Raw genomic sequence first — 24812 nt, 5'->3', positions numbered from 1 at the left:
CCGATGGCCCAGAGTTCATACGACAAGATGATCAGCGGTGACTGGTACAACGCCCTCACGCCGGAGCTGGATGAGTTGCGGATGGCTGCGCGCAAGGCGGTCTTTGCTCATAACCAGTGCCCACCGGAAGACCGGGGCGGCATGGTGCCGGAGCTGGCGGCGCTCTTCATGTCGGTTGGTGAGGATTGCCTGATCGAAACCCCGTTTCACACGGCCTACGGTTGCAACACGGTGCTGGGGGACGGTGTGTTCTTCAACGCGGGCGTGGCCATTCTAGACAGCGCGCGGGTGACCATCGGCAGTCGCTGTATGCTTGGCCCCAGGGTCCAGATCTACTGCGCTGACCACCACCGCGATATCGCCAAGCGCCGCGCCGGGATCGAGCGTGCCTTGCCCGTGACCCTGGGCGACGACGTCTGGATCGGCGGCGGCGCCATCCTGATGCCCGGTGTGACAATCGGCGCGGGCGCCATCGTCGGGGCGGGTGCTGTGGTCACAAAGGATGTGGCGCCAATGGGGCGTGTCGTGGGCAGCCCGGCCCGGCCGATTTAGACCAAAGACCACGCAATCCGTACGTGTGATCTTGTTTACAGAAAATTTGAACTTTCTCGTTAGGCTGGTGCCAGGATGAGCAGAGCCATCTTATCCACAGGGTCAGGGATTTGAAATTCCTGGGTAATTCTGTATATTGCGGAAAAAGTAGGCAAGATGCCAACGGTGTTATGAATGTTTGGGTACGTCAAATCTCACTTTGAAGGCGCGGTTCGCCTGTGGTTTTCACCGGCGCGGGCGCGACAGGTCGCGGCGCTGTGCTATCGCAAGACCCGCATGGGAAAGCAGGTGCTTTTGATCACAAGCCGAGGCTCGGGGCGTTGGATTGTACCCAAGGGCTGGCCAATCGATGGGCTTTCAAACTGCGAAGCGGCCTTGCAGGAAGCGTGGGAAGAGGCTGGCGTCGAAGCGGCCAACGTGCAGCCCACGCCGGTTGGGCACTACCGCTATGACAAGTATCACGCCAGCGGCGATATCACACCGGTCGAAACCGAAGTGTATGTGGCTGAGGTTGATGGGCTGGCCAAAAGCTACCCTGAAGACCATCAACGCAAACGTCGGTGGTTCTCACCAGAGGACGCCGCTGAGCGGGTGCGGGAGCCGGAGCTCAAGGCGATCCTGCGCGGTTTTTGAGCGGACTCAAAGCTCCAGGCACCATCGCATGATGGCTTTTTGCGCATGCAGCCGATTCTCGGCCTCGTCGAAAATCACCGAATGCGGCCCGTCCATCACCTCGGACGTCGCTTCTTCATCGCGGTGCGCGGGCAGGCAATGCATGAAAAGCGCGTCCGGCTTGGCCTTGGACATCAGCTCCGCATTGACCTGATAGGGGCGCAGTTGATTGTGCCGCCGCTCGCGCGCCGATTGCGCGTCATGCATCGAAACCCAGGTGTCCGCGACCAGCAGATCAGCCCCCTGCACGGCCTTGTCCGGGTCCCGCTCGATCACGATCTTGGCGCCTTTCGCACGGGCGAGATCAACAAACTCCTGCTCCGGGTCAAGCGTCGGCGGCCCGGTAAAGGTCAGATCAAAGCCGAACTGCCCCGCCGCATGCAGGAACGAGGCGCAGACGTTGTTGCCGTCGCCCGCCCAGACCACCTTCTTGCCTTTGATCGGCCCGCGATGTTCTTCGAATGTCATCACATCCGCCATGATCTGGCAGGGATGCGTGCGGTCCGTCAGCCCATTGATGACAGGCACCGTCGCATATTCGGCCATTTCGGTCAGCACCGCCTCGTCAAAGGTGCGGATCATGATCAGATCCACATAGCGGCTGAGCACGCGCGCCGTGTCAGCGATCGTCTCCCCGTGCCCAAGCTGCATGTCAGACCCGGACAGAACCATTGTCTGCCCCCCCATCTGCCGCACGCCCACATCGAACGACACCCGCGTCCGGGTCGACGGCTTTTCGAAGATCAGAGCCACCATGCGATCTTTCAGCGGCTGGTCATCGTCCAAAGCGCCGCGCGGGCGCCCCAGACGCGCGGTTTTCATCGCGGAGGCGTGGTCAATGATCTTCCGAAGATCCTTGGCATCGGTCAGGTGAATGTCGAGAAAATGGTTCATGCGTCTATCGTCCGGTCTGAAAAATGTCGGTCAGGCAGCCGAAAGCTGGCGCGCTGCAGCCTCCAGCCGCTCCACCGCTTCGGCAATTTCGCTGTCCTCAATGGTCAGCGGCGGCAACAGACGGATCACATTATCCGCCGCCGGCACAGTCAGGATCTGCTGCGCGTATCCCGCCTGCACGATGTCCACATTTGCCGCCTTGCATTTCAGCCCCAACATCAGGCCCGAGCCACGCACGCCCTCGAACACATCCGGGTGTGCGGCCACCAACCCTTCGAGCTTTTGCCGCAAAAGTCCGGCCTTGCGGTTCACCCCGTCCAGAAACGCCGGGTCCGCCACATGATCCAGCACCGCGCACCCCACGGCACAGCCCAGCGGGTTGCCGCCATAGGTCGAGCCATGGGTGCCCAACGTCATGCCGCTGGCCGCCTCTTCGCTGGCCAGCACGGCCCCAATCGGGAATCCGCCGCCGATGCCCTTGGCCACCATCATAATGTCCGGCGAGATCCCGGCCCACTCATGGGCAAAAAGCTTGCCTGTTCGGCCCACGCCACATTGCACCTCGTCAAAGATCAGCAGCAGCCCGCGCTCGTCACAAAGATCACGCAGGCCCTTGAGGCACTGATCGGGCACCGGGCGCATGCCGCCCTCACCCTGCACCGGTTCGATCAAGATGGCCCCGGTGGTCTCGGTGATCACAGCGGTCAGCGCGTCGTGATCGCCAAACTCCAGATGCACAAAGCCCGGCAGCAACGGGCCAAAGCCCTTGGTCATCTTCTCGGATCCAGCCGCGGCAATGCCCGCAGAGGACCGCCCGTGGAACGAGCCACTGAAGGTGAGGATGTCGGTCTTCTCCGGCTGGCCCTTTTCATACCAGTACTTGCGCGCCATCTTCACCGCCAGCTCACAGGCTTCCGTGCCGGAATTGGTGAAGAACACCGTATCGGCAAAGGTCAGCTCGGTCAGCTTGTCGGCCAGCTCCTGCTGTTTTGGGATCTGGTAGAGGTTCGAGGTGTGCCAGAGCGCACCCGCCTGCTCGGTCAGCGCCGCCACCAGCGCGGGGTGCGCATGCCCCAGGGCGTTCACCGCAATGCCTGCCCCAAGGTCGAGAAAGCGTCGCCCGTCCGCCTCAACCAGCCAGGAGCCCTCGCCTTTGACAAAGCTCATGGGCGCACGCGCGTAGGTGGGCAGAAGGGTCGGGATCATCGGATCGTCCTCTTTCAAAGGTCCGCAGCAGGAGCACAAGAGGTGCAACAGCCGCTGAGACAGGTCAATGGGAATAGTTAAGGTGGGAGGGATGCGCGCACGACGGCACGACAGGACGGCAGCGGGGTTAGAGCGCTGTGCGTCGTCGCGAGAAAAGAGGCGTGCGGGTCATCATGCGCCTGCAATACGCGAGCCTGTCAAAAATGCAACTGTTGATTTCACCCAAGCCGTCTGAATCGGCCCGTCCGCGCTTGTAACTCTGGCCCGAGTGACTAGAATAGTGCGCTAACGGAATATCAAGCGGTCCGCAGCCAGCAGGGCCGCTTTTGACTTGAGGAATGGCCAATGTCCTGGACCGACGAACGCGTTGAACTGCTCAAGAAGATGTGGGGCGAAGGACAATCCGCCAGCCAAATCGCCAAGGAGCTGGGCGGCGTGACCCGCAATGCGGTCATCGGCAAAGTGCACCGTCTGGGTCTGTCGAACCGCGCCACGGCCTCCGCAACGGCGAAACCCGAACCCAAGGCAAAACCGGCGGCCAAAGCCGAAGCCAAACCGAAACTCGCACCAAAACCGGCGGAGCCCGTGAAGGCCGAAGCTGAGGCACCCGCGCCGAAGCCACTGCCCGCGCGCAAACAGATCATCCCCGCAGGTCAGCCGCTGCCGCCACAGCCGTCGGCCAATGAGATCAGCCCCGAAGCGCTGGCCAAAGTCTCCGAGATCGAGAAGAAGGCCAAAAAACTCACGTTGATGGAGCTGACCGAGCGCACGTGTAAATGGCCCGTCGGTGACCCCGCAACCGATGATTTCTGGTTCTGTGGCCTTCCGGTGCAGCAGGGCAAACCCTATTGCGAGGCGCATGTGGGCGTGGCGTTCCAGCCCATGTCTTCGCGCCGTGACCGCCGCCGCTGAGGCCCTCTGCGCTGAAACACTTCGAACAGAATGGTGAATTGCGCTTGGTCGCTCTTTGGGTATGACCGGACGGTGAACCATAAAGGAGGGGTGTAAATGGTCGCGTCATCCACAATTCGTGCCGCCGATGCGCTGGCCCGCAGGCTCTATGCCGAAGGCTGCCGCTATGCCTTCGGGATGCCGGGGGGCGAAGTGCTGACGCTTGTCGATGCGCTCGAAGATGCCGGCATTGAATTCATCCTCGCCAAGCACGAAAATGCCGCCGCCTTCATGGCCGAGGGCACTTATCACCGCACCGGCGCGCCCGGCATCCTTGTGGCGACTGTCGGCCCCGGCGCACTGAACGGCGTGAATGCCGTGGCCAACGCGCATCAGGACCGCGTGCCCATGCTGGTGCTCACCGGCTGCGTCGATGCCGACGAGGCCCAGACCTACACGCATCAGGTGCTCGACCAGCAGGCTGTCTTCCGCCCGATCACCAAGGCCAGCTTCTCGCTCGTACCGGGGGCGGCCCATGTGATCGCCGACAAGGCCGTGGGCATCGCAACCGAAGGCCGCCCCGGCCCGGTGCACATCGACGTGCCAATCAGCGTGGCCGACGCGCAGGTGCCCGCTGCCGCCCCACCCCAACGCGCAAAGGCCGCGCCCACGGCGCCCTCGGGCGCAGATCTCGGCACCGCCCGCCAGTGGCTGGCGGGGGCGCAACGCCCCGTGATGGTCGTGGGCCTCGACGCCATGGTCGAAGAGGCAGGCCCCGCACTGCAAAGTTTCGCCGAAACCTACAACATTCCGGTGGTGACCACCTACAAGGCCAAGGGTCTGCTGCCCGAAGACCACGCGCTGAGCCTCGGTGGTGCCGGCCTGTCGCCCCTGGCCGACCGGCATCTCCTGCCGCTCTTGCACGAGGCGGATCTGATCCTTTGTCTCGGCTATGACCCGATCGAGATGCGCGTCGGCTGGCGCGACATCTGGGACCCGACAAAACAGCGCGTGATCGACATCACCGCCGAGCCGAACCATCACTACATGCACCAGGCGAGCCTCAGCTTCATCGCGGATTGCGCCGCCAGTCTCGCCGCCCTGTCGGAGGGTGTAACACCCAGAAAAACATGGGAAAACGGCAAGGTTGAGATCACGAAAGAGGCCCTCGCGAAAGCCTTTCCCACAGACGAAAACTGGGGCCCCGCCGCGATCATGGACAGCTGCCGCGCCGTCCTGCCGCGCGACACGCTGGCGACCGTGGACAGCGGCGCGCATCGCATCCTGCTCAGCCAGATGTGGAACTGCTACGAGCCGCGCGGGCTGACACAATCCACCGCCCTCTGCACCATGGGCTGCGCGATCCCACTGGCCATGGGCACCAAGCTCGCCTCGCCCGAGCGCCCGGTCGTGGGCTTCTGCGGCGACGCGGGCTTCCTCATGGTCGCAGGCGAGCTCTCCACCGCCGCCGAACTCGGTCTCAAACCCATCATCGTGGTTTTTGTCGATGCCTCGCTGGCGCTGATCGAACTGAAACAACGCTCCCGCCAGATGAAAAACCGGGGCGTGGACTTTGCCAAACACGACTTTGCCGCCATGGGCCAGGCCTTCGGCGGCGCAGGCCACACGGTCACCACCCGCGCCGAGCTTGAAGCAGCCTTGCAAACCGCGCTCACCGCCGAGACCTTCACCGTCATCGCCGCGGTGATCGACCGGGGGGCCTACGATGGCCGCATCTGAGACGCCCATGGCGCTTGGCGGCCTTGTCGTGCTCGATCTCAGCCGCATCCTCGCCGGGCCGACGGCCACGCAGATCCTCGGCGACTTCGGCGCCACCGTGATCAAGGTCGAAAACCCAAAGACCAACGGTGACGACACCCGCAGCTGGGGGCCGAACTACGCACGCAATGCTGACGGCACACCAACCGACCTATCCGCCTATTTCATGGCCGCCAACCGCAACAAGCTGTCGATCTCCGTCGATCTCTCCACCGAAGAGGGGCAGGAGACCGTGCGCGCCCTCGCTGCCCGCGCCGATGTGGTGATCGAAAACTACAAGCCCGGCGGGTTGGAGAAATACGGGCTCGACCACGCGACACTGCTCGCCCGGCACTCGCAGCTGGTCTATTGCTCTATCTCCGGCTTCGGCCAGACGGGGCCAAATCGCGAACAGCCCGGCTATGACCTCATGGCGCAAGGTTACGGCGGGATCATGTCGCTGACCGGCGACCCTGAAGGCCCGCCCACCAAGGTCGGGGTCGGCATCGCCGATGTGATGTGCGGCATGTATGCGGCCATCGGTATCCTCGCGGCCCTGCGCCACCGCGATGCCACGGGTGAAGGCCAGCATATCGATCTGGCATTGGTCGATGCCCAGATGGCCTGGCTCATCAACGAAGGCACGAATTACCTCACCTCCGGCAAGCTGCCCGTGCGGCGCGGCAATGCGCACCCCAACATCGTGCCCTATGACGCCTTTCCCTGTGCCGACGGGCACCTGCTGCTCGCCGTGGGAAATGACGCACAATTCGCCCGCTTCTGCGATGCCTTCGGGATGCCGCAGGTCGCCGCCGACCCCGCCTACACCACCAACCTCGCCCGCATCGAGAACCGCGTGGCGCTGACCGAGATCATCACGCAGGCGCTGAAAGACATCTCCCGCGACAACGTTCTGGCGCGCTGCCATGCGGTCAAGGTCCCTGCAGGACCCATTCACGACGTGGCCGAAGCGCTGACCTCGGATCAAGCGCAAGCACGGGGCACAGTGGTCGATATACCCGCCGAAGGCACCGACACAGGGGCCGTGCAACTGCTTGGAAACCCGCTCAAGTTGTCCCGCACCCCGGTCCACTACCACCGTGCGCCACCCCGCTTTGGCCAGGACACCCAAGACGTGCTGGAGCGCTTTGTCACATCGCCCAAAGGCGATTGAAACATCCGCCCAATTTCGGCTGGTTTTTGCCAGTATCGCGGGCGCAATTCTGAAACATTGGCAGATTCCCAACACGGGGCTTCACGTTGGCGTGTTTGCGTGGAACAGAACCTTCGCCTTGAGAGATATTGCAGTACGTATTGTAGCGAGTATGAGATCGAAAAGGCGCAGACCCCATGATGTTCGATATATGTAACAGCCCTGTTTCCCTGACCAGCCAAGAGACGCTGACGGAGTGGAACGGCATGATCCGCGCGTTTCTGGCACATGGGACCGCGACGCCAACGCATCTGGGTGAGGTGCTGAAACAAGAACCAGAATTTGCCATGGGGCATGCCGCGCGCGGTCTGTTTTCTCTGATGCTGGGCCGGGCCGAGATGGTGGAGACTGCGAAAGAGGCCGCCCAAGCGGCGCAGCGCGCCAAGGCGCAGGGCAGCATCAGCTTTCGTGAAGACGCCTGGACCCGTGCGCTCGATCACTGGCTGGCCGGCCGGCCGACAAAGGCCATCGCTGCGATGGAAGGGGTTCTGAGTCGCCACCCGGAAGACACGCTGTCGGCCAAGGTCAGTCACGCCATCCGCTTCATCATGGGAGACGCCAAGGGCATGCGCCGCTCGATCGAACGTGTGCTGGGCGCCCATGGCCCGGATCACGCCTGCCGGGGCTTTGCGCTTGGCTGTCATGCCTTCGCTTTGGAAGAGACGGGTGCCTATGAGGCCGCCGAGGCTGCGGGCCGCGAAGGTCTGCTTTATGCCCCCGAGGACGCCTGGGGTCTGCATGCGGTCACGCATGTCTATGACATGACGGCCCGCGCCGACATGGGCATCCAACTCATCGAAGAGAACACAAGCGCCTGGGATCATTGCAACAATTTCCGCTACCACGTCTGGTGGCACAAGGCTCTTCTGCACATGGACCGGGATGAGACCGACGTCGCACTTGGCCTCTACGACGCGCAAATCCGCGCGGATAAGACCGATGATTATCGCGACATCTCCAATGCCACCTCGCTTCTGGTCCGGTTGGAACTGGAAGGCATGGATGTTGGCCCCCGCTGGGACGAGCTGGCCGATATTGCACAGAACCGCACCGATGACGGCTGCGTGGTCTTTGCCGATCTGCACTACATGCTCGCGCTGACCGGGGCGGACCGGCCCGAGGCACAGGCCGCCATGGCCGCCCGCTTTGCCCGCGATGCGGGCAAGCCGGGCGAGTTGCAAAGCCGCTATGCCGACCCGGGCTTGGCCGCCCTCGCCGGTCTCAACGCCTTTGCCGAAGGCCGCTATGATGCCGCCTTTGCCGATCTTACCGCCGCCCGCCCCGCCATGCAGAGCATCGGCGGCAGCCACGCGCAGCGCGACGTCTTTGAGCGCATCACCATCGACGCAGGCCTGCGCGCAGGGCGCTATGAGCAGACCGAAGCCATTCTGGCCGACCGCCTCGCCCGCCGGGCCGGACGGGCCGACCGCTTCACGATCACACGCACCGCACGCATCGACGACGCCCGGCGGATCCCCGCACAATAAGCGCAACCCCCTGATGACATTTCCTTTTCCTCAGACTAAAGACCGGCCATGACGATCGCCGATCCAACCCATATGATGTCTTCGCGCACATCCGCAGCGCAGGCCGCGCCTGCGGCGCGGCAACGCGATGTGCGGCTGGACTTTTTTCGTGGCATCGCGATGTTCATCATCCTCTTTGCACATACGCCGGGGAACTTCTTCACGTCCTGGATTCCGGCCCGTTGGGGGTTTTCCGACGCGACGGAGATTTTTGTGTTCTGCTCGGGCATGGCCTCGGCCATTGCCTTTGGTCGTGCATACGACACCGTTGGCTGGCGGCTTGGCACCGCGCGGGTTAGTTTCCGCGTCTGGCAGGTGTACTGGGCGCACATCGGGTTATTCTTTGCCGTGGCGACCTTCCTCGCGGCCATCGACATGACCGAGGCTTATGACAAGGTTTATATCGGCACTCTGAACCTGTGGAAATTCTTTGCGGAGCCGGGGCCACAGCTCGTCGGGCTGCTGACGCTGACCTACGTGCCGAACTACTTCGATATTCTGCCCATGTATATGGTGGTGCTGGTGATGATGCCGCTGATCATGGCGCTGTCGCGGATCCATCTGGGCCTTGTGGCGCTTTTCGTGGGCCTGATGTGGGTCTTTGGACAGGACGGGCTACTCAAGATACTCGGGCAAGATCATCTGCATCTCGCTTTGCCCGCGGAACCCTGGTCAGACCGGATGTGGTTCTTCAACCCGTTTGGCTGGCAACTGATCTTTTTCACAGGTTTCGCCTTTATGCGCGGCTGGCTGCCAAAACCCCCCGTCACACCTGTGTTGATCGGGGTCGCGCTGGTCCTGGTGCTGGCCAACATCCCGCTGTCCAACATCGGCGTGCGCGAATTCGGCTTTGACTGGGCCCGCGATTGGCGGATCACCAATAAATGGCTCATCGACAAATCCGACTTCGGCTTGCTGCGCTATGTGCATTTCCTGTCGCTGGCCTACCTCTGCTGGGTTCTGGCGGGCGACAAGGGCGCGCGACTGATCTCGGAGGGCACCACCGCTCTGGGCCGTCTCTGGCAGCGCATTCTGGCGATCATTCTGAAGGTCGGGCAGCAATCGCTTGCCGTCTTCATCGTCAGCATGTTCACCGCGCGCGTCAGTGGCTTTGTGATGGACAATATCGGCCGGGACACCTGGACGGTGGTCGCCGTGAACTTCGCTGGCATGGGCGTGCTTGTGCTGACCGCCTACGGGGCGGGATGGTACAAATCGCAACCCTGGCGCAAGAAGGCGGCAAGCTGATGTTGCGGCGTGATGTTCTGAAATCACTTGCGGCGCTCGCCGCCGTGCCCGGCGCAGGCTTCGCTGCAGAGCCGGGCCTGCAGCTGGGCGATGCACAGCCGTTTGATGCCTCGACCGTGCGCGCCCGCGCCAAGGCGCTGGCCGAGGCCAAGTACAAACCGCGCCCGATGATCCCCGAAAGCTGGCAAAACCTGACTTATGACCAGTATCGCAAGATCTGGTTTGACGGGCGCAACGCACTTTGGGCCGGCTCCGACAGACCGCAGCGGGTCGATTTCTTCCCCCCCGGCCTCTATTTCCCGCAGGCCGTTGAGGTCAATGTGGTCGAGAACGGAAGCGCCCGGCCCATCGCCTTCGACATGGCGCTCTTCGACACAACCGACAAATTTCCCGAAGTCGAGCTTGACGCCACGCTGGGCTATTCGGGCCTGCGCCTGCGGGCCGAGCTGGAACAACCGGGTATCTTCCAGGAATACGCGGTGTTTCAGGGGGCAAGCTATTTCCGTGGCATCGGCACCGGCGAGATCTACGGGCTCTCTGCTCGCGGCCTCGCGCTCAAGACCGCTGACCCGATGGGAGAGGAATTCCCTGACTTCACCGCCTTCTGGATGGAAACCCCGCAACCGGGCGCGGGGTCAGTTGTGCTGCACGCGCTGCTCGACAGCCCAAGCTGCACCGGGGCCTACCGCTTTGACATCAGCCATGGCGATACGCTGCGCATGGTTGTCTCGGCCGAGATTTTCGCCCGCACCGATCTGGAGCATGTGGGGATCGCGCCGCTGACCTCCATGTTCCTCTTTGATGAGACCATGCGCCAACGCTTCGATGACTTCCGCCCGGCGGTGCACGACAGCGATGGCTTGCTGATCTACAACGGCAATGGCGAGACCATCTGGCGCCCGCTTGCCAACCCGGTCAACCTTCAGATCAGCTCTTTCGTCGACACCAATCCGCGTGGCTTTGGCCTGATGCAGCGCGCCCGCAACTTCCGCGATTTCGCAGATCTTGAGGCGCTCTATCACGAACGCCCCTCGCTCTGGATCACGCCGCAAGAAGACTGGGGCAGGGGCGCGGTCACGCTGGTGGAGATCCCGGCGGATCTGGAGATTTACGACAATATTGTCGCGTACTGGCGCCCGTCCGAGGCCATACCTGCGGGCACAAGCCACAAGATAAACTACCTGATGCACTGGGGCCACGACCCCGCGCCGCATGCCAATCGACCCCTGCGGGTCCTGGGCACTGCCCTGGGCGGGCGGCCGGAAGGCGGCAAGATAGTGACCATCGATTTCGAGGATGGCCCGAATGTGCCCAAAGACCTCTCCGGCGTGGATATCGTGCTGCGCAGCGGCGGAGGCTCGCTGAGCCCTGGTCTTGTGCAAAGAAACCCGGAAACCAATGGCCCTCGCCTCGCGTTCACCTTTGAGCCGGGTGAGGCGCGCAACATCGAATTCCGGGCGCAATTGCGGCTGGATGGCGCCCCACTCAGCGAAGTGTGGCTTTACAGATGGACAACCGGGTGAAGGATATCTTGGACATATCTGAGCAGACGGTCAGCAGCATGCCGCCGCGCCAGCCTTTGCACATGCAGGTGCAGGATTTGACCGCCCGACCCGAGGCGCGGATAGCTCCGACGCAAGGCCCGACGCGCACCTTCGCGTGGCGTATCGCGCTGTTTGTGCCTGCGCTGCTGGGCACCGGTCTGCTGGTCTCGGCCATGTATGGCTGGCTGGCAGAGACCGGGATGACCCAACTGGAGTGGGTGCTGCTGGCGTTGATCGGCATGACCTTCATCTGGGTGACCCTCTCGGTCAGCACGGTTGGTGTGGCCATCGCAGGCCTGCTGGCGCGCGAAAAGGCCGAAACCCGCAGCCCGCGTGACGTGACGCCGATGGATGTGGCCTTGCTGGTGCCAATCTACAACGAAGTGACAAGCGATGTCTTTGGCAATGCTGCCGCCATGCTGAACGATCTTGCGCGCCAGAACAGCCCCCACCGATATACGCTCTTTGTGCTGTCCGACACACGCGATCCACAGATCGCCGAAGACGAGCGCCGCGCCTACGCGGCTCTTGCCGCTCAGACACCGAAGGGCTTTGCCGTGCACTACCGCCGCCGCGAAATGAACACCGACAAGAAGGTCGGCAATCTGGTCGACTGGATCACCGGTTGGGGCGCCGCCTATGAAGCCATGGTGGTCCTGGATGCCGACAGCCTGATGACGGGCCGCGCCATCGACCGTATGGCCGATGAGCTGAGCACCGACCCGCAGGCGGGCCTCATCCAGACCTTCCCGGTGCTGATCGGTGCGCGCACGGTCTTTGCCCGGCTGCAGCAGTTCTCCAACATTGCGTACGGCTGGCTGCTGGCCGAGGGGTTGGCAAAATGGGCCCGTACCGAGGGCAACTACTGGGGGCACAACGCAATCATCCGGACCCGTGCTTTCGCTGAATCCGCCGGTCTGCCCTATCTGCAGGGGCGCCGCGGCAAAGCCGAGCTGATCCTCAGCCATGACTTCGTCGAAGCGGGGCTCTTGCGCCGCGCGGGCTGGCAGGTGCGCTTCCTGCCGCGCGTCTCGGGCAGTTTTGAGGAGACCCCCGGCACGCTGATCGACTATGTGCTGCGCGACCAGCGCTGGTGCCGTGGCAACCTGCAACACCTGCGGCTGCTGGGCACCAAGGGTCTGCACCCGGTCTCGCGCTATCATCTGTTCCACGGCGCTGTGGCCTATCTGCTCTCACCCGCGTGGTTTGTCCTGCTGGTCATCTGGGCGCTTCTGGGCGTCGATTCCGAGACCAATGTGGTGCGCTACTTCAACGAGGCGAACCCGCTGTTCCCCGATTGGCCGCCCGAGATGAGCCATATCGACTCTGCGGTCTTCCTGATGATCATGTATGCGATGCTGCTGACGCCGAAACTTGTGGGCGCAGGCATCATCGCGCTACATCCCAAAGCGACGCGGGTCTATGGCGGCCGCAGCGCCTTCCTCACGGCTTTCCTGGTCGAGATCGTGCTGTCGATAGCCTATGCGCCAATCCTGATGATCCAGCAGACCCGCGCGGTCATCCGCGCTCTGCTGGGCCAGTCGGACGCCTGGGCCGCGCAATCCCGCCATGCACAGAACTATCCGTTGCGCACACTGGTCCGTTTCCACTGGGTTGAGACGCTGTTGGGGCTGGTGTTGCTGACCGGGCTTGCCAGCGGCCTCGTGTCGCTCTGGCTGCTGCCGATTGTGGCCAGCCTGTGCCTTGCTATACCGCTCTCGGCGCTCAGTGGCTGGGCCATGCCTCAAGGTCTGCCCAGCGGGCTTCTGATGCACTGCCCGCAAACCATACGCGAACCCGCCATCGTCGGGCGGGCGCGGGAAGAACGGTCGCGCCTGCGCACTTTGCTGAACGCGTCCAAGCTTCCCGCGGAGTGACCGGCGCGAAAAGGCCTTAGAGGCTTTCGTACCAGTCAAGCATCATATCGGCCCAGCCGCTTGGGACCACATGACCCCCAGGGAACAAGGCAAACTCCAACGCTGACCCTTCTGCGCACCGGTCCCAGGCGCGCCGCATGAACGGGCCCTGCGTGACAAACCGGTCCGCCCGCAGCTGGTTGCAGGCGTTCACCTCGCGCCACATGCGCAGAGTGTAGAAGATATCTCCTTGCATCAGCGCCTCGGGGTTGGTGGCATCACCGCCGCGCAGCACACGACCTTCCAGCGGCACGGTTCCGTCGGTCCATCCATGTGTGTGCAACAACCGCACAGGGCCGGAGCACGCCGTCGGATGTGGTCGCCAGAACCCGCCCGCCACAGGGGCATAAGCCGCAAAGCTCTTGGGCGCCTCGCAGGCCATGTAAGACGTCATGGAGCCGCCAATGGAAAACCCACTGAGGATCATTTCATCTGCGTCAAAGCCAAAGCGGGCGGCTGCATCATCACGCACAGACCTCAGGAACGCATGTTCATCCCGCCGTTCGGGCCGTCCCGGAACGAAGGACCAGCCCCGTCCGCGCCCTTCGGCAATGGGCAGCCCGTCGGGTGCAATCAGCACATAGCCCCGCGCCAAGGCCGTGTTTACCCAGTCGCGCGGCCCGAGCGCGCCCTCTCCACTGCCGCCAAACCCGTGCAGATAGAGGATCGCACCCTTGATATCGCCCTCCGGGACCTGTGCGTGATAGACGCCAAGGTCCACCTCGCACGCCGCCTCATCTGTGCCGCAGGCGGCCACCGCCGCCTCAGCGCCAAGCAGCAGCGTCAACGCGGCCAATGCCAATCTCATCTTATCCCACCTTTTGTACCGGCAGCCCGCGTTTGACCCAGCCGGGCCCCGCGCCTGAACCCAACATACCCTCCGGCACGTCGATGATACGGGTGAACCCCGCGTCAAGCAGCCGCGCGCTGAGATGTCGCGAGCGGACCCCGCGCGCGCAGATCAGCGCGACAGGCCGGTTGGTGTCACGCTGCACTTCCGACAGAAGCGCCTCAACAAAATCATCGCGGCGCATGTCCAGCGGGACGGCCCCCTCACCGACACCCGTGCGCGCCCATTCGTCGGGCCGCCGAATATCGACCAGAAGGATGTCTCCAGCCACCGCAGCGGCATGCGCGTCCGGGGCGCTCAAAGCGTTTCCCCCGGTGTCCGCCCAGATATTGAACCAGCGCGCCGCAAAAGCGCCCGCCGTGACCACGCCGATGCCGCCAAGCGCCAAAAGACCCCGGCGCGACAGGCGCGCCGAGGTCCGTTGAGAAGGCAGGTGCTTCTCAGCCATGATCAGTTGACCGGAGCGGGGCTCTCAAACTGGGGGATCGCCCTGTCGGAGGCAGGATCCGCCTCGATCCCGACCCAGTTGCCCTGCGCCAGTTCGATATTCCCGGAGATGTCCTCTTCCCAGAAGCCCACCACATTCTTGGTGATGTTGAGATAGAGTTTGTCGTCAACGATCCGCCACAGATGCGGGTTGCCGGGCACCTTGCCACCCTTGGCGACACCATAGGCGCAGTGACCATCGTACTGCGGCGCGTATTTTTCAGGGTTGGCATCGAACTTCGCCTTGTTCGCTTCGGTCGAGAACGCAAACTTCGCACCATTGTAGGTCGAGGTGATGTCCTTGTCACCCGGGACCGCTTCGGGCTGCGCGGTGCCAACCGGGTTCTGCTCCAGATCGAAATACGCCACGACATCAAAGCCTGAAACGGCATAGCCTGTCGGATCCAGATACTGATCACCGGCAAAGGCCGAGCTGGCCATGGTCAGGGCAACGGCGATGCCTGCGAGTTTCAGAGGGAAGCGATTCATGTAGACAACTCCTAATCTTCAAGAAGGTTTCTTTGGAGGGGTTTGAACTCCCGCACAGATGTAGAGAGCAATCCGCGCGCTGTGCACCCCTTGTGTCAGCCCCTCTCATCCTTGTGAAAACGATCGCGTTTTACGTGAACGCCACGTGAAGGTCGGCTCACCGCAGGCGCGGCGGTTTGTCCGGGTCAGCCCCGGGCATGGTGACCGCCTGCACCGTGGGGTCCTGCAACTGCGGCAGGTCAAACCGCAGGCCAACCTTGTGCAGGCGCGGCACAATCGCATCGCTGACGCGAAAGAAGCCCACGTCCATGGCGCCCGCCGCGATGCCCGAAAACGTCAGCGCCTCGGAGGCGGCTTGGGTCAGCGCATCCTGCGCCTCGGGCACCGCACCGACGAACCCCAGCATATGCCCGCGCGTGCCTGAGGCATGGGTCACGCCGACCAGATAGGCACTTTGTGCGAGCCCCATGGCGGTGGCAAGCTTGCCGTCCAGCGCGGTGAGCAGCGCTTCGGGCAACCCTGCGGGTGCATGCACTTCGGCGATGGCCAACTCCACCTCGTCCGGCGCATGGTCCAGCGTGTCGTTCAGCCAGCGCACCGCCGCCTCTGGCAGCAGGATGGAAGAGGGAGCCACGTCCAAATTCACAGCCAGCCCGATGCCCTGCTCCGCTAACATGGCCGCGATGCTGCGGCCCGAAAGCGCGACGTAAGGCACCACCTGCCCCGCAAACTCCGCCAGCCGCGCCTCGCGGTCGAACACCAGCACATATTGGTCGTCGCCGATCGCGAAAATTTCGGGCGTGATCTGATCATCCTCACCTGCCTCATCAGCCAGCATCAGGAACAGCTCGCTTTGCGCCAGCTGGTCGTAAAAGCGCAGCCGCGCGGCATCATCCTCCGGCGCCTGCTGCATCGCCGCATGGGCTGTGTCGAGCGCTGTGGTCTCGCCCATCACAGATTCCCCTTGGTGGGCGGGCGACATGCCTGTTCAGAGGCGCGGACGGAGGGGGGGTGGCAAGAAATCTGCATGTCGCGTGATATAGGTCCGCCGACACCCCAAGACCATCCGGAAATCCGACCGTGACGCCTCTCTGGCTCAAACCGGCGGTGTGTGGTCCAGCAGTTCGGCCACGCGCGCCCGAATGCGCGGCACAACCTCAGCTTCGAACCAATCGTTCTGACGCAGCCAGCGATTGTTCCGGGGGCTGGGATGCGGCAGGACAAAGACGCCATCCTCTCCGCGCGCACAGGCCGCCACGGCTTGCGTCACGGGCTTACCCTTCAGGTCTGGCCGATGCCATTCAATCGCGTAGCGGCCAAGCACCAACGTCAGCTCCACCTGCGGCAGGGCCGCGATCACCGGCGCCCGCCAGGTCGCTGCACATTCTGGCCGTGGCGGCGCATCGCCGCCCTTGCCGGACCCGGGAAAGCACAGCCCCATGGGAAAGATGCCAATCCGGGGATCGCCAAAAAATGTTGTACGATCCACGCCCAGCCAGTTGCGCAGCCGTTCGCCGGACGGGTCATCAAAGGGGCGGGCCTTGTGATGCGTGATACGCCCGGGAGCTTGCCCGACAATCAGCAACCGCGCCTCGGCGTCCAGTTGGAAGATCGGGCGCGGCCCCAGCGGCAGCCCCTTGCATATCGTGCACGCCGCCATGTCCGACACCAATGTCTGCAAAGACTGTGACATCCTCCCCCCAACCGCGCACTCAAATCTCGCCAGGTCGGCAGCAGACCCGCACTGCCGCCGAAACACAAGCCGCATCGCAGATTTGTGACGCATCACCCCTCCGGATACCCTGATCCTGGTCATGGGCGGATCTTTGCCGAAACGGCAAAGGCACGACCGCTTTCGCGCCTGACTGTAGCAATCTGGTCACCACAGGTCGCATTTGTCGTGATATCAGAAGGCCTTGGGTGTGGAGGGTTCGTGGTTTCCCCAAGCGGGACGGGTGCAGGTTTTTGACAAGTTTTTCCTGAACTGCGTCTCTTCGAGGGGGATCTCAAACATGTCCAAAATTTCGCCGGGCGAGGCTAAGGCGCCTGCGGGCGTCTCCCGAGGCGTCACAGCCGGATCGCCAGTCCCACCACCAGATTGGGAAACACGACTGCGAGAGGCCAGAGCCAAGCGGGAACAAGCGCTTTCGCGCCAACGCACCAACACTGCGGAGAAGACCCCCGCGCCGCTGATCGGGCCATGGCCGAAACCACAAGATGACATGCCTCCAGACCGCACCGCAGGCGGGTCGTCACAAGCATCGCCCGGCCTTCCGTTGCGGATCACAAACGCCGCGCCGCCCGTGACGCTGGTATTCTCCGCTGCGGCAGGCCTTGCCTTCGGCGCTGTGATTGGACTTGGCTTTCTGTTTGGCGCGAGAACCAGCCCCACCATCGAGACCACGGTCGCGCCTGCCCCCACGCAAACAGCCCCCACGCCTGACACCGCAATCACCAGCCTTGTCCAGCCGCTCACCAACACATCCGCCACGCCCGCTCTCGCCCCACCAGCGCCAGTTTCGGAGGGGGTTGAGATGGCAGATGCCTCTTACTGGACACCTGCGCTTTATCCGGTTGAAGCGCACCCCATGGTCGCTGATCCACTCCCGGCAATTGAACCAGCCTCACAGGCTTATGCCAGACCCGCCGTGCTGCGCCCGCCCGCTCAGCCGCTGCGAGACACTGTCGCAGAACAGGACGCGGCCCCCGCAGTGGCAGCCGCGCCAGAGGTTCTGGGTGCACTGGACGAGGCAGCACGTCTGATCGCTGCGACTGTGCCTGGGGCGCGCCCTCCAGATCTTTTTCCATCTTCGGGCAGGCTTTGGGTCGCCGGGTCCGCAGCACCGCAGGCACTGGCGCAACCGCAGGATAAAGACGCGACCTTTGTCAGCCAAGCGGGGCCGGCACCCTTGGGGGCGGAGTTTTTCCTGCATGCGCCTGATGGGCTGACACAGTCCAAGCTGAACGCGCAGGTGGCGCAGTTGGAAGGCTCCGGCGTGATCCTCGCGGGTATCGGTCGCGAGGGGTTTCGCGTTTCAAAGACGCATTTGCGCTACTACAGCCCCGAAACGGCCTCACTTGCCCAGGCGGTCGCGGAAAAGCTTGGTGTGGAAGCCCGCGACTTCACCCAAGGCAATGGCAATACCCAACGCATCGAAGTCTGGGTCTCCGGGCGCCCCAAAGCTGCACCGGAAGCGCCAAAGCCCACCGGCTTTTTCGCGCGCCTGCGGGATAGTTTCCGAAACGACCCCTGAGCGATCCTCACGCCGCATCAGCAAGTTCTTCGGCAAGCCAGCTGAGCAGTTTCTCGGCATCCTTGTGCACCTGCCGACCTGCTGATTTGAAGATCGACAGATCAGCGGGCCGCAAAACACGCTGCGAACAGGGCCGGATCAAAGCGCCTTGCGCGATCAAGCCCTCGGTCGTTCGCCGCCATCCCAAGGCCACGCCCTGCCCGGAGACAGCCGCCTGCAAGGCCAGAGGGTAGCTGTCGAACGGTCTTGAGGTCAGCCGTGCCGGCACAGAGGTGCCCACCGCCTCAAACCAGCCCGGCCAATCCATCCAGTCTTGCGGCAGCACCCGATGCGACAGCAGCGGCAGCTCCGCCAGATGCTCCGCCTGAAGCGGAAGACGCTCCGGCGGCACCAGATGTGGCGCGCAAACCGGGAAAATCTCGTCAGACCCGGTGAACATCAAGCGGTGCGTGCCAGATGGGCGACCGGAGGTCTGCAGCGCCACATCAAAGACATCTGCAGCTTCGGTGATCGGCCGTTCCGAGCTGACGATGCGCAGTTCCGTGTCAGGATAGCGGGCATGGAAGCCGGACAGACGTGGCATCAGCCAGTAAAACGCCTCACAAAGCTGACAGTGCAGGACAAGCTCGCCCGCCTCACGCGTGCCGCGCAGGAAGCTGACCTCAGACGCGATATCCGACAGCGCCGTACTGACCACGCGACCCAACCTGCGCCCTGCATCGGTGAGAAAGACCGCACGGTTTCGCCGCTCGAAAAGCGTTGTGCCCAGATCCTGCTCCAACTGGGCGATCTGCTTGCTGACGGCGGTCTGGGTCATGCCCAGTTCCACCGCTGCTTTCGAAAAGCTCTCCAGCCGGGCGGCGGCTTCGAACGGGCGCAGGCGTGACAGCGGGGGCAGTCCACGGATTGTATTTTCCATAACCTGTACTCATGCAAAGAGAGCGAAATATCATTTTTCACGCCAGGATATACATGACTATCTGGCGACGCAACGAACTCAATTTCATGGCGCCGTATGTCATCCCACACGCAAAAGTTACGCACCGGCCCTGCGATCTTCGCGATTGTCGCGGCGGTCCTCGCGCTCTCACTTGGCGATGCGCTGGTCAAATGGACCGGCACGACCGTTCCCCTTTGGCAGATGTATATAATGCGGTCGGCCTTTGCCCTGCCGGTCCTGTTTGTTCTGGCCCGCCGCGAAGGGGTGATCCGGCTGCACGCGCCGGGCTGGGTGGTCCTGCGGAGTGCTCTGCTGGTGGTGATGTGGGTCTGCTACTACCTATCGCTGCCGCTGATGCCGCTGTCACTCGCCGCTGCGGCTTTTTACACCAGCCCGCTGTTCATTCTGGCCCTCTCGGCGGTTGCAACGCGGCGATGGCCCGCGCCGGTGGCGCAACTGGCCATTGTGACCGGGTTTCTGGGTGTGGTGCTGATCATCCGCCCCGACACATCGGGCTTTCAGCTGGGCACAGTGTTGCCAGTGCTGGCCGCGTGTCTCTATGCCTGCGCCATGGTGCTTACGGCCTCGAAATGCCGAGACGACAGCCCGCTTGTGCTGGCCTTCGCACTCAACGTTGCCTTTATCCTCGGTGGTGCGGGCCTTGGCCTGCTCTCCAGCCCAGAGCCATCCTTTGCCCTTGGTCCCTGGCAACCCATCAATGCTCAGCTTCTGATGACCATGGCCGCCCTGGGCGCGCTGATCCTGATCGGCAGCGTCGGCGCCGCCTTCGCCTATCAGAACGGGCCCCCTGCGACGATTGCCGTCTTTGACTACAGCTATCTGATCTTCAGCCTGCTCTGGGGCAGCCTCTTCTTCAGCGAAGCGCCGGATATCATCGCCCTGATCGGCATCGCGGCGATTATCGGCTCGGGCGTGCTCACTCTCTCACCTCGCGCACGCGCAGCGGTCTGAGGTCACAGAACCGGGCCAATTGTGGCGATGATATTATGCCAGACCCGCGCGCGCCGGGACCAGGATTGCACCTCGGCCAGGTCGATCCTGTCAGACTGCGCCATATAGCTTTCCTGCCGCGCGCGGATGGCGCAGGTCACCGCCTGATCCTGCAGCAGGATGTTGTTTTCATAATTGAGGTCAAAACTGCGCTGGTCGACGTTGGACGAGCCGACCATACTGACCCGGCTGTCGATGGTCAGCGTCTTGGCATGCAGCAGACCGTCGCGGAATTCGTGAATGCGGCACCCCGCCGCCAACAGCCTGCGATAGTAGCTCCGGCTCGCAGCGGCCACGACCCAGCTGTCGTTTTTCTTTGGGAAGATCAGGTTCACAGCGACCCCCCGGTGCGCAGCCGCGCAGAGCGCCTCCAGAACGGTGGCATCGGGAACGAAATACGGTGTGGTCAGATAGAGCTCGTTCTGCGCGCTGGCCATCAGCGTCGCGAAAAGCTGTGGCGTGGCGCCGCGCCGTTCGGTCGGGCCGTCACCCATCACCTGCGCGGGGAACCCGCCCTGCAGCGGCGTAGGCAGCGGTGCCAGACCCTCGAAAGCCTCATTGGTCGCCTGCAGCCAGTCACTGAAAAACAGCACCTCGTTCTGCGCCACAACCGGCCCTTCAAAGCGGAGCATGACATCAACCCAGGGCGCATAGCGCGCCTTGATCCGGAATTCGGGGTCAGCGGCATTCTGACTTCCGCAATAGGTGATGTGCCCGTCGATCACAGTGATCTTGCGGTGATTGCGCAGATCGAGGCGGCTGGTCAGCACCGTGCGCACCGGTTTCTTCAGTGGCAGTGTCACCGCAAGACGCACCCCCGCCTCTTCCATACGTCGCCACAGTGCGGAGCTGACCACCCTGCGTGAGCCCAGACCATCCGCCAGCGCACGGCAGACAACGCCGCGCTGCGCTGCGCGCATCAGGGCCTCGGCGATGGCTGTGCCGGTCTTGTCCGTCAGCCAGATGTAGGCGAGGACGCTCACCCGCTCGGTCGCCTGATCAATGTCGCGCAGAATGGCCGCCGTGCTGGCCTCCGCATCCTGCATCAGTTCGGCGCCGTTGCCAGGCACCGTCTCGAACCCGTTTATCGAAGCAGCGTAGTGAAACGCCGGGCGGTAGAGCGGATTGATCAGCCTCTCCGCCGCCTCCGGCTTGCCCAACGCTTCCGCCGTCTTGGCGCGCAACGCGTCAAAGGCCTGTTGGTGGCGCTTGTTGGCGCGGTGCCCCAGATCGATCTCACCAAAGAGAAAGTAGAGCGCACTGCCGATGATCGGCAGCAGGTTCAGCACCACAAACCAGGCCATGCGGGACGGCGGCGACAGATCGTGGCGCAGCAGAATCCGCATGGTGAACCCGACGACGATCACGACATGCCCGGCGATCAGGAAGATCATGGCAGGCCCCCGGGGAGGTCGACCTCCATCACAATCGGAAGGTGATCAGAGGCACGGCGCGCCAGATCGGATCGGTGCACATGCGCCGTCACAGGCCGCAAAGCCCCCGCCAGCACAAACCGGTCCAGCGCGGTCACCGGGCGGGCGGCATGAAAGCTCGGCCCGGGCGAGATGACCTGCGCCGCGTCGTCGAACGCCATCTTGTCACCGTTCCATTCATTGAAGTCCCCCGCGATGATCACAGGATGGTCGCAGCCATTAAGATAAGTCTGCAGCGCGGTCATCTGCTTGCGGCGGATCGCGCGGGTCAGCCCCAGATGCACGCCCACAACCTCCAGATCCGGCGCGCCTATGCGGACAGCGACCGCACCGCGCGGCTCCAGCGAGGGGATGTCGATGCGGCTGGTCTCCTGCACGGAAAACCCCGCGCGCATCAGGATCGCATTGCCGTGCCAGCCATGGCTCAGCGGGCGCGCCGAGACGTCAGCCAGCACGTAGCCCTGCTCGCGCTCCAAGCGCTCCAGCGGCAGCACACCCTCGCGCGGGCCGGTGCGCTTGTCTGCCTCTTGCAGCACCACCATATCGGCATCTATCTCAGCCAGCACATCTGCAATCCGGTCCGGGTCGCGCCGCCAATCGAGCCCCACAGCCTTGCGGATGTTATAGCTGGCAATGCGGATCACGCAGGCCCCGTCCCGATCCGTCTCATTCTGCCTGCCATACCCATAGCTTGTCCCTGATCTTAGCGCACCGACGTTCAATCTCGTGTCGCGCGCACGCTTTGGCAAGGGCTGCACGCGATGATCGCGCAACGCGACCAAAGTCTCGTTTCGTGACCCGCCCCCTTCCTATGCAATGATGTCGCATGATCTTGATGCGCGCGTTTCTGATCTGAACCCTTGCGGTCCTTGGATCGGCTTCTGCTTATGCGGAGCCGTCGCCGCGCGAGGGACTCACCCCGCTGATTGCACCACCAGTTTCGCTGAGCGAAGTGATCAATGATCAGCGTGTCTATGAGCCGCTGAACTCCGGCGATGCCCATGCGGGCAATGTTTTCGAGGCCGAGCCGATGGCGCCGCTGCCCGGATCCTCTGGCGCGCCGATCAATGCGCTTGTGGTGCCGGACCTCGACGGGCGCTTTCTCGAAGGGCAACTGTTAAACCACAACGCGCCGATCTTCACCTCGGGTCGGCCGGATGAGCTCATTTTCGACCTTTTCAAGCAGTATCGTGGCCATTCGATCTCCAACAGCCTGGTGGTCGGCTCACCCTATGGTGCGGGCGACGACAACTCTGTGCTGGCCTATCTGGACTGGGTGACCAGGGGCACGGCCAGCCTGCGTATCGCGTATGAAAGCATCCTTGCCGCCGCGGGCTGGTCTCCGAAAGCTTCGTGCGCAACACTGCGGCTGACGGGCCGAGCGCGGAACAGGACGGTTTTCCCATCGCACTGCGGGATGCCGACCTGATCATCGAATTGAACAACAACGCCCCCAAGGCGTTGCATGACGCCGTGGATTTCGGTGTCGGGCTGATCCTGCGGGCCGACCGGCGGTTGGCCGTCGAATGATCTCCCGTCGCCGCTTCCTCACGATCAGCTGCGGCGCTCTGGGGGCGCCCGCCCACGCCCGGGTCGGCCGGACGCGCGTCGCCTTCGGCTCCGACGCAATCGCCCTCGCCCCCGGCCAACAACTCAGCTTCAACGGCATCACCCAGGGCTACGCCACCGATCTGGTCAGCGACGCCCTGCGGGCCAGAGGCTTCGGCGACCTCCACGTGAACCCAGGCGAGCACGCCGCCTTTGGGCCCGCGCGCAGGCTCGGCCTCAGTGACCCCACCCAGGGGCCCTTCGGCCATCTGACGCTGCAGGACGGCGCGGTCGCCACCTCCAGCCCCGCAGCCCCCAGGTCAGCGGCCAGCCGCATATCTTCGCGCCGGATGGCCGCCCACCGCGCTGATCCGCCGTCTCGGTCCTCGCCGACCTCGCAACGGAGGCCGATGCGCTCTGCCTCGCGCCCCGGCCCCTGCTGGAGCAGGCCCGCATCCTGCCGGGCGTCCGGCGCATCGTAGCCGTCGCGCCAAACGGCGATCTCACCACCCTCTGACACGCAGAACGCCGCCCCGGAGGACGGCGTCACACCCGTCGATCGGCCCGGCTCAGGCGGCGGCGTCGACCGCCCGCTTGGTCATGACCCCCACCAGATGCGCCCGGTAGGCCCCGGTGCCATGCAGGTCGGAAATCATGCCCTCGCCCGAGAGCGACAGCCCGTCAATCGCTCCGGTGGAGAAATCAGACGACAGCGCCGCCTCCGCCTCTGACCAGCGGAAGACACCCTCTTCCGAGGCCCCGGTCACCGCCACGCGCACGCCACCCGAAAACTTCGCCACAAAGACACCGACCAGCGCAAAGCGCGAGGCAGGCTGCACGAACTTCTGATAGTTTGCCGCCTCCGGGATCGGAAAGCGCACCTCGGTGATGATCTCACCCTCCTCCAGCGCCGTATCAAACATGCCCTGGAAATACTCATCCGACGCAATCTCACGGGTATTGGTCACCACCGTCGCACCCGAGCCCAGCACCCCCGCCGGATAACAGGCCGAGGGGTCATTGTTGGCCAGCGACCCGCCAATTGTGCCCCGGTTGCGCACCGCCGGATCGCCAATGTGGCTCGCCATCGCCGCGAGGGCGGGATACTGCGCCGCCTCCCGCGCAACCGTCGCATGGGTCGTCGCCCCGCCAATGCACAGCCGCCCGTCATCGCCCATACAGACCCCCTTCATCTCGGCAATCCCGCTCAGGCTCACCAGCACAGACGGGCTCGCCAACCGCTGCTTCAGCGTCGGGATCAGCGTCTGCCCACCGCCCAGCGCCTGCGCCTCATCCCGCCCTATGGCGGCGACCGCATCGGCCACCGTGCCAGGGGTCTCTACATCGAAGTTATACATCTCGTTGTCCTTTCCATCGGCCA

General features: G+C 63.6%; 24 protein-coding genes. 13 read left to right on the top strand and 11 right to left on the bottom strand.

Features of this window, described 5'->3' with window-relative positions:
- The first annotated feature begins 3 nt into the window (after nt 1–3).
- Nucleotides 4–552: a sugar O-acetyltransferase gene (locus So717_RS11315; protein ID WP_159977322.1), complete on the top strand. Its 549-nt coding sequence runs from the start codon at nt 4–6 to the stop codon at nt 550–552.
- A 174-nt stretch (nt 553–726) separates the two neighbouring features.
- A complete protein-coding gene (locus So717_RS11310) occupies nt 727–1185 on the top strand; it encodes an NUDIX hydrolase (RefSeq protein WP_159977320.1) in 459 nt (152 codons plus the stop codon).
- A gap of 6 nt (nt 1186–1191) precedes the next feature.
- Here the strand turns inward: So717_RS11310 and argF are convergent, their stop codons facing one another.
- Both argF and So717_RS11300 read right to left on the bottom strand, forming a co-directional pair.
- A complete protein-coding gene (gene argF, locus So717_RS11305) occupies nt 1192–2118 on the bottom strand; it encodes an ornithine carbamoyltransferase (RefSeq protein WP_159977318.1) in 927 nt (308 codons plus the stop codon).
- Nucleotides 2119–2148: 30 nt separating this feature from the next.
- On the bottom strand, nt 2149–3324 hold the full coding sequence (locus So717_RS11300) for an aspartate aminotransferase family protein (protein WP_159977316.1): 1176 nt from the start codon (nt 3322–3324) through the stop codon (nt 2149–2151).
- A 345-nt stretch (nt 3325–3669) separates the two neighbouring features.
- Here So717_RS11300 and So717_RS11295 point away from each other — a divergent pair, with 345 nt between their 5' ends.
- The 7 genes from So717_RS11295 (at nt 3670) to mdoH (ending at nt 13381) form a co-directional block, all read left to right on the top strand.
- The gene (locus So717_RS11295; protein ID WP_159977314.1) at nt 3670–4236 is read left to right on the top strand and encodes a GcrA family cell cycle regulator; all 567 of its coding nucleotides are present in this window, start codon (nt 3670–3672) and stop codon (nt 4234–4236) included.
- Nucleotides 4237–4332: 96 nt separating this feature from the next.
- Entirely contained in the window at nt 4333–5955 is a 1623-nt protein-coding gene (locus So717_RS11290) for a thiamine pyrophosphate-binding protein (protein ID WP_159977312.1), read from the top strand.
- Nucleotides 5942–7147 carry a CaiB/BaiF CoA transferase family protein gene (locus tag So717_RS11285; RefSeq protein WP_159977310.1) on the top strand — a complete coding sequence of 402 codons (1206 nt, stop codon included), beginning with the start codon at nt 5942–5944 and terminating at the stop codon, nt 7145–7147. The genes So717_RS11290 and So717_RS11285 overlap by 14 nt, the downstream gene beginning before the upstream one ends.
- Nucleotides 7148–7323: 176 nt before the next feature.
- Complete coding sequence (locus tag So717_RS11280) at nt 7324–8673, top strand: tetratricopeptide repeat protein (protein ID WP_159977308.1); 1350 nt, start codon at nt 7324–7326, stop codon at nt 8671–8673.
- Between the two features lie 48 nt (nt 8674–8721).
- On the top strand, nt 8722–9960 hold the full coding sequence (locus So717_RS11275; RefSeq protein WP_159977306.1) for an OpgC family protein: 1239 nt from the start codon (nt 8722–8724) through the stop codon (nt 9958–9960).
- Nucleotides 9960–11483 carry an OpgD/OpgG family glucan biosynthesis protein gene (locus tag So717_RS11270; protein ID WP_159977937.1) on the top strand — a complete coding sequence of 508 codons (1524 nt, stop codon included), beginning with the start codon at nt 9960–9962 and terminating at the stop codon, nt 11481–11483. Before So717_RS11275 ends, So717_RS11270 begins: the two co-directional genes overlap by 1 nt.
- Entirely contained in the window at nt 11480–13381 is a 1902-nt protein-coding gene (gene mdoH, locus So717_RS11265; RefSeq protein WP_238840850.1) for a glucans biosynthesis glucosyltransferase MdoH, read from the top strand. The genes So717_RS11270 and mdoH overlap by 4 nt, the downstream gene beginning before the upstream one ends.
- Nucleotides 13382–13397: 16 nt before the next feature.
- Here mdoH and So717_RS11260 read toward each other — a convergent pair whose 3' ends face one another.
- The 5 genes from So717_RS11260 to So717_RS11240 form a co-directional block, all read right to left on the bottom strand.
- A complete protein-coding gene (locus So717_RS11260) occupies nt 13398–14228 on the bottom strand; it encodes a CE1 family esterase (protein ID WP_159977302.1) in 831 nt (276 codons plus the stop codon).
- 1 nt (nt 14229) lies between these two features.
- Nucleotides 14230–14718 (bottom strand): rhodanese-like domain-containing protein, encoded by a 489-nt coding sequence (locus So717_RS11255; RefSeq protein ID WP_159977300.1) that lies wholly within the window; start codon nt 14716–14718, stop codon nt 14230–14232.
- Between the two features lie 2 nt (nt 14719–14720).
- On the bottom strand, nt 14721–15245 hold the full coding sequence (locus tag So717_RS11250) for a YHS domain-containing (seleno)protein (protein WP_159977298.1): 525 nt from the start codon (nt 15243–15245) through the stop codon (nt 14721–14723).
- A 157-nt stretch (nt 15246–15402) separates the two neighbouring features.
- Nucleotides 15403–16197 carry an SseB family protein gene (locus So717_RS11245; RefSeq protein ID WP_159977296.1) on the bottom strand — a complete coding sequence of 265 codons (795 nt, stop codon included), beginning with the start codon at nt 16195–16197 and terminating at the stop codon, nt 15403–15405.
- Between the two features lie 144 nt (nt 16198–16341).
- Nucleotides 16342–16938 (bottom strand): uracil-DNA glycosylase family protein, encoded by a 597-nt coding sequence (locus tag So717_RS11240; RefSeq protein ID WP_159977294.1) that lies wholly within the window; start codon nt 16936–16938, stop codon nt 16342–16344.
- Between the two features lie 319 nt (nt 16939–17257).
- Between So717_RS11240 and So717_RS11235 the strand changes: the two genes are divergently transcribed.
- A complete protein-coding gene (locus So717_RS11235) occupies nt 17258–18499 on the top strand; it encodes a hypothetical protein (RefSeq protein WP_159977292.1) in 1242 nt (413 codons plus the stop codon).
- 7 nt (nt 18500–18506) lie between these two features.
- On the opposite strand, the gene So717_RS11230 is transcribed toward So717_RS11235, so the two are convergent.
- Nucleotides 18507–19418, bottom strand: coding sequence for a LysR family transcriptional regulator (locus tag So717_RS11230; RefSeq protein ID WP_159977290.1), 912 nt, complete (start codon nt 19416–19418; stop codon nt 18507–18509).
- 96 nt (nt 19419–19514) lie between these two features.
- Here So717_RS11230 and So717_RS11225 point away from each other — a divergent pair, with 96 nt between their 5' ends.
- Nucleotides 19515–20411 carry a DMT family transporter gene (locus So717_RS11225; RefSeq protein ID WP_159977288.1) on the top strand — a complete coding sequence of 299 codons (897 nt, stop codon included), beginning with the start codon at nt 19515–19517 and terminating at the stop codon, nt 20409–20411.
- Between the two features lie 2 nt (nt 20412–20413).
- Here the strand turns inward: So717_RS11225 and cls are convergent, their stop codons facing one another.
- Nucleotides 20414–21844: a cardiolipin synthase gene (gene cls / locus So717_RS11220; protein WP_159977286.1), complete on the bottom strand. Its 1431-nt coding sequence runs from the start codon at nt 21842–21844 to the stop codon at nt 20414–20416.
- The gene (locus So717_RS11215) at nt 21841–22605 is read right to left on the bottom strand and encodes an endonuclease/exonuclease/phosphatase family protein (protein ID WP_306439504.1); all 765 of its coding nucleotides are present in this window, start codon (nt 22603–22605) and stop codon (nt 21841–21843) included. The genes cls and So717_RS11215 overlap by 4 nt, the downstream gene beginning before the upstream one ends.
- A 230-nt stretch (nt 22606–22835) precedes the next feature.
- On the opposite strand from So717_RS11215, the gene So717_RS11210 reads away from it, so the two are divergent.
- Together So717_RS11210 and So717_RS11205 are read left to right on the top strand one after the other, a co-directional pair.
- Entirely contained in the window at nt 22836–23312 is a 477-nt protein-coding gene (locus tag So717_RS11210; protein WP_159977284.1) for a hypothetical protein, read from the top strand.
- 97 nt (nt 23313–23409) lie between these two features.
- Nucleotides 23410–23913 carry an FAD:protein FMN transferase gene (locus tag So717_RS11205; RefSeq protein WP_159977282.1) on the top strand — a complete coding sequence of 168 codons (504 nt, stop codon included), beginning with the start codon at nt 23410–23412 and terminating at the stop codon, nt 23911–23913.
- Nucleotides 23914–24000: 87 nt separating this feature from the next.
- Here the strand turns inward: So717_RS11205 and So717_RS11200 are convergent, their stop codons facing one another.
- Nucleotides 24001–24789, bottom strand: a complete 789-nt coding sequence (locus tag So717_RS11200; protein ID WP_159977280.1) for an FAD binding domain-containing protein — start codon at nt 24787–24789, stop codon at nt 24001–24003.
- Nucleotides 24790–24812 lie beyond the last annotated feature (23 nt).

This window comes from Roseobacter cerasinus, from assembly GCF_009811755.1.
GTDB lineage: Bacteria > Pseudomonadota > Alphaproteobacteria > Rhodobacterales > Rhodobacteraceae > Roseobacter > Roseobacter cerasinus.
The sequence above is the reverse complement of the archived record's forward strand: the minus strand, read 5'-3'. Positions and strand labels throughout refer to the sequence as shown.